Here is a 7791-nt window from a genome sequence, read left to right as displayed (position 1 = left end):
GTTCAAAACGCAACTCCTACCTGCTTTGAAGACACCTCATGTTATTATCATGGACAATGCTAGTTTTGATCCCAAGAACATTTTGGATGAACTCTGCATCCAAGATAAACACTTTTTCTTACCTCTACCGCCATATTCACCGGATTTGAATCCTATTGAGCAAGCTTGGGCTATCTTGAAAAAGAAAGTAACAGATTTATTAAGGGAAGTCCCAACTATTTTTGAATGGTTGGAACGCTTTTTAAAAACTAAATGACTATAAAAAGAAATGCCACGCTATGAAGGCTCAAGCGATTGTCACAAGTCAAGGGAGAATTGTTTCTTTGGATATCGCTGTGAACTATTGTCATGATATGAAGTTGTTCAAAACGAGTCGCAGAAATATCGGACAAGCTGGTAAAATCTTGGCTGACAATGGTTATCAAGGACTCATGAAGCTATATCCTCTTTTGCAGGAAGTCTAGTATTGTTATAATTTAATTTGAATTCCAAAATCACATTGTTCCGTCCGTATTTTATTTTACTGTATGTCTTCCTAAGCTCCAAAGTTTCTGCGTCAAATTTCCTATTTTCACTGTAGTCTTTGACACTTCGAACGACAATTTGAATCATATATTCAAAAAAAAATGAAAAATTTGTGCCAACAAGCCTAAATATTCTGAAAATTTGTTTGATTTTTAATGGATAATATGATATAATGGTTGTCAATCTATAATTCACATAAACAGAGGAGTAGAAAATGAAAAAAAATCGTGTATTTGCTACAGCAGGTCTTGTTTTATTAGCAGCAGGTGTACTTGCAGCATGCAGTTCTTCAAAATCATCTGATTCATCAGCCCCTAAAGCTTATGGCTATGTTTATACAGCAGACCCAGAAACCTTGGACTACCTGATTTCAAGTAAAAATAGTACAACAGTAGTGACTTCAAATGGGATTGATGGTTTATTCACTAACGATAATTACGGTAATCTTGCTCCTGCAGTTGCAGAGGATTGGGAAGTCTCTAAGGATGGTTTGACCTACACTTATAAGATTCGTAAAGGGGTTAAATGGTTTACCTCTGATGGAGAAGAATATGCAGAGGTGACGGCTAAAGATTTCGTGAACGGTTTAAAACACGCAGCAGATAAAAAATCAGAAGCTATGTATTTAGCTGAAAATTCGGTTAAAGGCTTGGCAGATTATCTATCAGGAACTTCAACAGATTTTTCAACAGTTGGTGTCAAGGCGGTTGATGATTATACGTTACAATACACTTTGAACCAGCCTGAACCGTTCTGGAACTCTAAGTTGACCTATTCTATTTTCTGGCCTCTGAATGAAGAATTCGAAACATCAAAAGGAAGCGATTTTGCTAAACCAACAGATCCGACATCCTTGCTTTATAATGGTCCATTCTTGTTGAAAGGGTTGACTGCAAAATCTTCTGTAGAGTTTGTAAAAAATGAGCAATATTGGGATAAAGAAAATGTCCACCTAGATACTATCAATCTAGCTTACTATGATGGCTCAGATCAGGAGTCGCTAGAGCGTAACTTCACTAGTGGAGCTTATAGTTATGCCCGTCTTTTCCCTACCAGCTCCAACTATTCTAAGGTTGCAGAAAAATACAAGGACAATATCTATTATACACAACCAGGCTCTGGGATTGCTGGTCTCGGTGTGAATGTTGATCGCCAAAGTTACAACTATACTTCTAAAACTACAGATTCAGAGAAAGCAGCTACTAAGAAGGCATTGCTTAACAAAGATTTCCGTCAAGCCTTGAATTTTGCTCTTGATCGCTCAGCTTACTCAGCTCAAATCAATGGTAAAGATGGAGCAGCTTTAGCAGTTCGTAATCTATTTGTAAAACCAGACTTTGTTTCAGTTGGTGAGAAGACCTTTGGTGATTTAGTCGCTGCTCAACTTCCTGCTTATGGAGATGAGTGGAAAGGTGTGAATTTAGCTGATGGGCAGGATGGTTTATTCAATGCTGACAAGGCCAAGGCAGAGTTTGCGAAAGCTAAGAAAGCTTTAGAAGCAGATGGCGTTCAGTTTCCTATTCATCTGGATGTTCCAGTAGACCAAGCATCAAAAGGCTACATCGCCCGTATTCAGTCCTTTAAACAATCTGTAGAAACAGTTCTTGGTGTTGAAAATGTCGTTGTCGATATTCAACAAATGACAAGTGATGAATTCCTTAATATTACTTACTATGCTGCCAATGCTTCATCTGAGGATTGGGATGTATCGGGAGGAGTTACATGGGGACCAGACTATCAAGACCCATCTACTTACTTGGATATTTTAAAAACAACTAGCAGTGAAACTACAAAAACATATTTAGGATTTGATAATCCAAATAGCCCTTCAGTAGTTCAAGTTGGTTTGAAAGAATACGATAAATTGGTTGATGAAGCTGCCAAAGAGACAAGCGACTTGAATGTCCGTTATGAAAAATATGCAGCGGCTCAAGCATGGTTGACTGATAGTTCTCTCTTTATTCCTGCTATGGCTTCTTCTGGTGCAGCACCGGTGCTTTCACGAGTTGTTCCATTTACTGGAGCTTCTGCGCAAACAGGCTCTAAGGGGTCAGATGTTTACTTCAAATATTTGAAATTGCAAGATAAAGCGGTGACTAAGAAAGAGTATGAAAAAGCTCGTGAAAAATGGTTGAAAGAAAAAGCTGAATCAAATGAGAAAGCTCAAAAAGAATTGGCAAGTCATGTGAAGTAAATAATTTCTAATAGAACTTTCTCTCCATGAGGAGAAGGTTCTTTTGGGATTTTTAAAGGAAATAATATGAAAAAATATATTTTTATGCGTGTTTTGCGGTCATTGGTTTCGATTTTCTTAGTGACGACTTTGACCTACACGATTATCTATACCTTGGTTCCTCGAAAATTGATTTTCAAGCAGGACCCTAACTATAATAAAATTGCGACAACGGCTGATAAACGTGATAACTATGAAAATACTGTGTTTGAGCGTATGGGCTACATTGAGTATTACGATACTAAAGAGTTGCAAGAAAAGGCAAGTAGCATGGATTCTTCTGTAACAGTAGAAGCAAATGCGACCAATAAAGCTATTTATGAAAAGTACATCAATCAATTAGGTCATGGTTGGACCTTGGGAGAATTTACTGAAAGTGGTCAATTCTATGCTAGTCGTGAAATCCCCATTTTTGAACGTGTTTTTCACTTCTATGCTAACTTGATTGACATTGACCATACAAATAAAATCCAAGACCCTGAAAATCCAGACTTGAAACGTTATCTTCGTTTCGAAAATGATCCAGCTATCGGATGGTCATTGGTCGGTTCAGGAACTAAACATAAATATCTCTTATACTTTAACAGTCAGTTCCCATTTGTGCATCAAAATTTTGTGAACATCAATTTAGGTGACTCTTATCCAACCTATGCTAATACACCAGTTCTTCAGGTTATTACTCAAGGTCAAGGACAAACCAAAACTGCCCAAGTTCAGTTCCCAACAGGTAAGAAAACGTCTTCTGTAAATATTTACTCAAGAACCTACAAGTCACCTAGTCAGGCTGACTCTCGTGAAGTAGCTAGCTATGGGAAAGATGATCCTTATACAGCGACTGAAAGTAATTACCAATATCCATCTATGATTGTCAGCTCTGCTATTACTGGTTTGATTGGTTTGGTGATTTCTTATGCGATTGCAGTGCCACTTGGTTCAGCCATGGCTCGTTTCAAGAACACTTGGATTGATAGCTTCTCAACAGGGGCTTTGACCTTCTTGCTTGCTCTTCCAACCATTGCCTTGGTTTACATCGTTCGATTGATTGGATCATCTATTGGTCTTCCAGATTCGTTCCCTATCTTGGGAGCTGGAGATTGGCGTTCTTACGTTTTACCAGCAGTCATCCTTGGTTTGTTGGGTGCTCCTGGTACAGCTATTTGGATTCGTCGTTACATGATTGACTTGCAATCTCAAGACTTTGTTCGTTTCGCTCGTGCAAAAGGTTTGTCTGAAAAAGAAATTTCAAACAAACACATCTTTAAAAATGCCATGGTTCCGCTGGTTTCAGGAATTCCTGGTGCCATTATTGGGGTTATCGGTGGTGCAACCCTTACTGAAACAGTCTTCGCCTTCCCAGGTATGGGTAAAATGTTGATTGACTCTGTAAAAGCATCTAATAACTCTATGGTCGTTGGTCTTGTCTTCATCTTTACATGTATTTCTATCTTCTCACGTCTTTTGGGAGATATTTGGATGACTATTATTGACCCACGTATTAAATTGACTGAGAAAGGAGGCAAATAATGTCTACAATCGATAAAGAAAAATTTCAGTTTATAAAACGTGACGATTTTGCCTCTGAAACTATTGATGCGCCAGCATATTCTTACTGGAAATCAGTGTTTAGACAATTTATGAAGAAAAAATCAACTGTAGTCATGTTGGGAATCTTGGTAGCCATCATTTTGATGAGTTTCATCTACCCAATGTTTTCTAAGTTTGATTTCAATGATGTCAGCAAGGTAAACGACTTTAGTGCTCGTTATATCAAGCCAAATGCTGAGCATTGGTTCGGTACAGACAGTAACGGTAAATCACTCTTTGACGGTGTCTGGTTTGGAGCTCGTAACTCTATCCTTATTTCTGTGATTGCGACAGTGATTAACTTGGTTATCGGTGTTTTTGTCGGTGGTATTTGGGGAATTTCAAAATCAGTTGACCGTGTCATGATGGAAGTTTATAACGTCATCTCAAACATCCCATCTCTTTTGATTGTCATTGTATTGACTTACTCAATCGGAGCTGGATTCTGGAATCTGATTTTTGCTATGAGTGTGACGACATGGATTGGGATTGCCTTCATGATCCGTGTGCAAATCTTGCGTTATCGTGATTTGGAATACAACTTGGCGTCACGTACTTTGGGAACACCAACCTTGAAGATTGTTGCCAAAAACATTATGCCACAATTGGTATCTGTTATTGTGACAACGATGACTCAAATGCTTCCAAGCTTTATCTCATACGAAGCCTTCTTGTCTTTCTTCGGTCTTGGATTGCCGATTACAGTGCCAAGTTTGGGTCGTTTGATTTCGGATTATTCACAAAACGTAACAACCAATGCTTACTTGTTCTGGATTCCATTGACAACCCTTGTTTTGGTATCCTTGTCCCTTTTCGTAGTTGGTCAAAACTTAGCGGATGCTAGTGATCCACGTACACATAGATAGGAGTAGAAATGACAAAAGAAAAAAATGTAATTTTGACTGCTCGCGATATTGTCGTGGAATTTGACGTTCGTGACAAAGTATTGACAGCCATTCGCGGCGTTTCCCTTGAACTAGTTGAAGGAGAAGTATTAGCCTTGGTAGGTGAATCAGGATCAGGAAAATCTGTTTTGACAAAAACTTTCACAGGTATGCTCGAAGAAAATGGTCGCATTGCCCAAGGTAGTATTGACTACCGTGGTCAGGATTTGACAGCTTTATCTTCTCACAAGGATTGGGAACAAATTCGTGGTGCTAAGATTGCGACTATCTTCCAGGATCCAATGACTAGTTTGGACCCCATTAAAACAATTGGTAGCCAGATTACAGAAGTTATTGTAAAACACCAAGGAAAAACAGCCAAGGAAGCAAAAGAATTGGCCATTGACTACATGAATAAGGTTGGGATTCCAGATGCAGATAGACGTTTTGATGAATACCCATTCCAATATTCTGGAGGAATGCGTCAACGTATCGTTATTGCGATTGCCCTTGCCTGCCGACCTGATGTCTTGATCTGTGATGAGCCAACAACTGCCTTGGATGTAACCATTCAAGCTCAGATTATTGATTTGCTAAAATCTTTACAAAACGAGTATCATTTCACAACAATCTTTATCACTCACGACCTTGGTGTGGTAGCAAGTATTGCGGATAAGGTAGCGGTTATGTATGCAGGAGAAATCGTTGAGTATGGAACTGTTGAGGAAGTCTTCTATGACGCTTGCCATCCATATACATGGAGTCTCTTGTCTAGCTTGCCTCAGCTTGCTGATGATAAAGGGGATCTTTACTCAATCCCAGGAACACCTCCGTCACTTTATACTGACCTGAAAGGGGATGCCTTTGCCTTGCGTTCTGACTATGCAATGCAGATTGACTTCGAACAAAAAGCTCCTCAATTCTCAGTATCAGAGACACATTGGGCTAAAACTTGGCTACTTCATGAGGATGCTCCAAAAGTAGAAAAACCAGCTGTGATTGCAAATCTCCATGATAAGATCCGTGAAAAAATGGGATTTGCTCATCTGGCTGACTAGGAGGAAGGAAATGTCTGAAAAATTAGTAGAAATTAAAGATTTAGAAATTTCCTTCGGTGAAGGAAGTAAGAAGTTTGTCGCGGTTAAAAATGCTAACTTCTTTATCAACAAGGGAGAAACGTTCTCGCTTGTTGGTGAGTCAGGTAGTGGGAAAACAACTATTGGTCGTGCTATCATCGGTCTCAATGATACAAGTAATGGAGATATCATTTTTGAGGGTCAAAAGATTAATGGTAAGAAATCGCGTGAACAAGCTGCGGAATTGATTCGTCGTATCCAGATGATTTTCCAAGACCCTGCGGCAAGTTTGAATGAACGTGCGACTGTTGATTATATTATTTCTGAAGGTCTTTACAATCACCATTTGTTTAAGGATGAAGCAGAGCGTGAAGAGAAAGTTCAAAATATTATCCGTGAAGTGGGTCTGCTTGCTGAGCATTTGACTCGTTACCCTCATGAGTTTTCAGGTGGTCAACGTCAACGTATCGGTATTGCCCGTGCCTTGGTCATGCAACCAGACTTTGTTATTGCGGATGAACCAATTTCAGCCTTGGACGTTTCTGTGCGTGCCCAAGTCTTGAACTTGCTCAAAAAATTCCAAAAAGAACTTGGCTTGACCTATCTCTTTATCGCCCATGACTTGTCGGTTGTTCGTTTTATTTCAGATCGTATCGCAGTTATTTACAAGGGTGTTATTGTAGAGGTTGCAGAGACAGAAGAATTGTTTAACAATCCAATTCACCCATATACTCAAGCCTTGCTTTCAGCGGTACCAATCCCAGATCCAATCTTGGAACGTAAGAAGGTCTTGAAGGTTTACGACCCAAGTCAACACGATTATGAGACTGATAAGCCATCTATGGTAGAAATCCGTCCAGGTCACTATGTTTGGGCGAACCAAGCCGAATTGGCACGTTACCAACAAGGGTTAAACTAATAATGGTTTTATAATTTCCATGTCAATTTTTATGGAAATTATAAACCTTTTTTTGTTGGACTGATTTGAAAATCTTTGAAAGCGTACTGAAAGAATTTTCGAAAAATTTTAAAATATTCTGAAATATTCTTGACAGCTAATGAAAAAGGTGGTAAGATAGGAAACATCAAAAAAGAAAGCAGAAAAAGAAATGAATAAGAGACAAGCTGTAACGATGAATCAAAACTTTTACTTTAGCTACTTTAGATAGTGTTTGTAGACATGTCACCATGGATGCAAACAGTTCAAGCAATTTGTTTGTATCTATGTGGCTAAGATTTTTGATTGTGGTCCATATAGATGAATATCTAAATGGACTAGCTAAGTTGTAACTTGTTAGGTTATTTCAAGTACCCGTTTAGGTATTATCTAGGCGGTTTTTTGTTTTATACTCTTCGAAAATNNATTTTCATTGAGTATAATTGAAATAGCACAAATAGAGACGGAAGACTGCTTCCTCCCTTTTATCAGAAAAGGAGAAACAGATGACACTTGATAAAGGAAAAGTAGTCTATCAAATCTATCCAAAAT

Annotated in this window: 7 protein-coding genes and 1 pseudogene; 7 read left to right on the top strand and 1 reads right to left on the bottom strand. The window is 38.6% G+C overall.

The genetic code is table 11. From position 1 onward, the window contains the following. Together HT701_RS08380 and HT701_RS08375 are read left to right on the top strand one after the other, a co-directional pair. Nucleotides 1-256, top strand: a 256-nt coding sequence (locus HT701_RS08380; RefSeq protein WP_172928451.1) for a transposase, incomplete at its 5' end; no start/stop codon positions are given. 4 nt (nucleotides 257-260) lie between these two features. Next, nucleotides 261-446: pseudogene (locus HT701_RS08375) on the top strand (transposase); the annotation flags it as partial. On the opposite strand, the gene HT701_RS11560 reads toward HT701_RS08375, so the two are convergent. Next, nucleotides 430-612 (bottom strand): hypothetical protein, encoded by a 183-nt coding sequence (locus HT701_RS11560; protein ID WP_080673629.1) that lies wholly within the window; start codon nucleotides 610-612, stop codon nucleotides 430-432. The pseudogene HT701_RS08375 and the gene HT701_RS11560 overlap by 17 nt on opposite strands. Before the next feature lie 127 nt (nucleotides 613-739). Between HT701_RS11560 and HT701_RS08370 the strand changes: the two genes are divergently transcribed. The 5 genes from HT701_RS08370 to HT701_RS08350 all read left to right on the top strand — a co-directional run bounded on the left by HT701_RS08370 (nucleotide 740) and on the right by HT701_RS08350 (nucleotide 7221). Next, the gene (locus tag HT701_RS08370; protein ID WP_023940854.1) at nucleotides 740-2719 is read left to right on the top strand and encodes a peptide ABC transporter substrate-binding protein; all 1980 of its coding nucleotides are present in this window, start codon (nucleotides 740-742) and stop codon (nucleotides 2717-2719) included. Between the two features lie 66 nt (nucleotides 2720-2785). Next, entirely contained in the window at nucleotides 2786-4282 is a 1497-nt protein-coding gene (locus HT701_RS08365) for an ABC transporter permease (RefSeq protein ID WP_000759897.1), read from the top strand. Then, complete coding sequence (oppC, locus tag HT701_RS08360; RefSeq protein WP_000103690.1) at nucleotides 4282-5208, top strand: oligopeptide ABC transporter permease OppC; 927 nt, start codon at nucleotides 4282-4284, stop codon at nucleotides 5206-5208. Before HT701_RS08365 ends, oppC begins: the two co-directional genes overlap by 1 nt. Before the next feature lie 8 nt (nucleotides 5209-5216). Further along, nucleotides 5217-6284: an ABC transporter ATP-binding protein gene (locus tag HT701_RS08355; protein WP_000159548.1), complete on the top strand. Its 1068-nt coding sequence runs from the start codon at nucleotides 5217-5219 to the stop codon at nucleotides 6282-6284. Between the two features lie 10 nt (nucleotides 6285-6294). Then, complete coding sequence (locus HT701_RS08350) at nucleotides 6295-7221, top strand: ATP-binding cassette domain-containing protein (RefSeq protein WP_100104188.1); 927 nt, start codon at nucleotides 6295-6297, stop codon at nucleotides 7219-7221. The last annotated feature ends 570 nt before the right edge of the window (nucleotides 7222-7791 follow it).

This window comes from Streptococcus sp. 10824 (assembly GCF_013276595.1).
Classification (GTDB): Bacteria; Bacillota; Bacilli; order Lactobacillales; family Streptococcaceae; genus Streptococcus; species Streptococcus pseudopneumoniae.
Note: the sequence above shows the minus strand (reverse complement) of the source record. Positions and strands in the feature narration are given on the sequence as shown.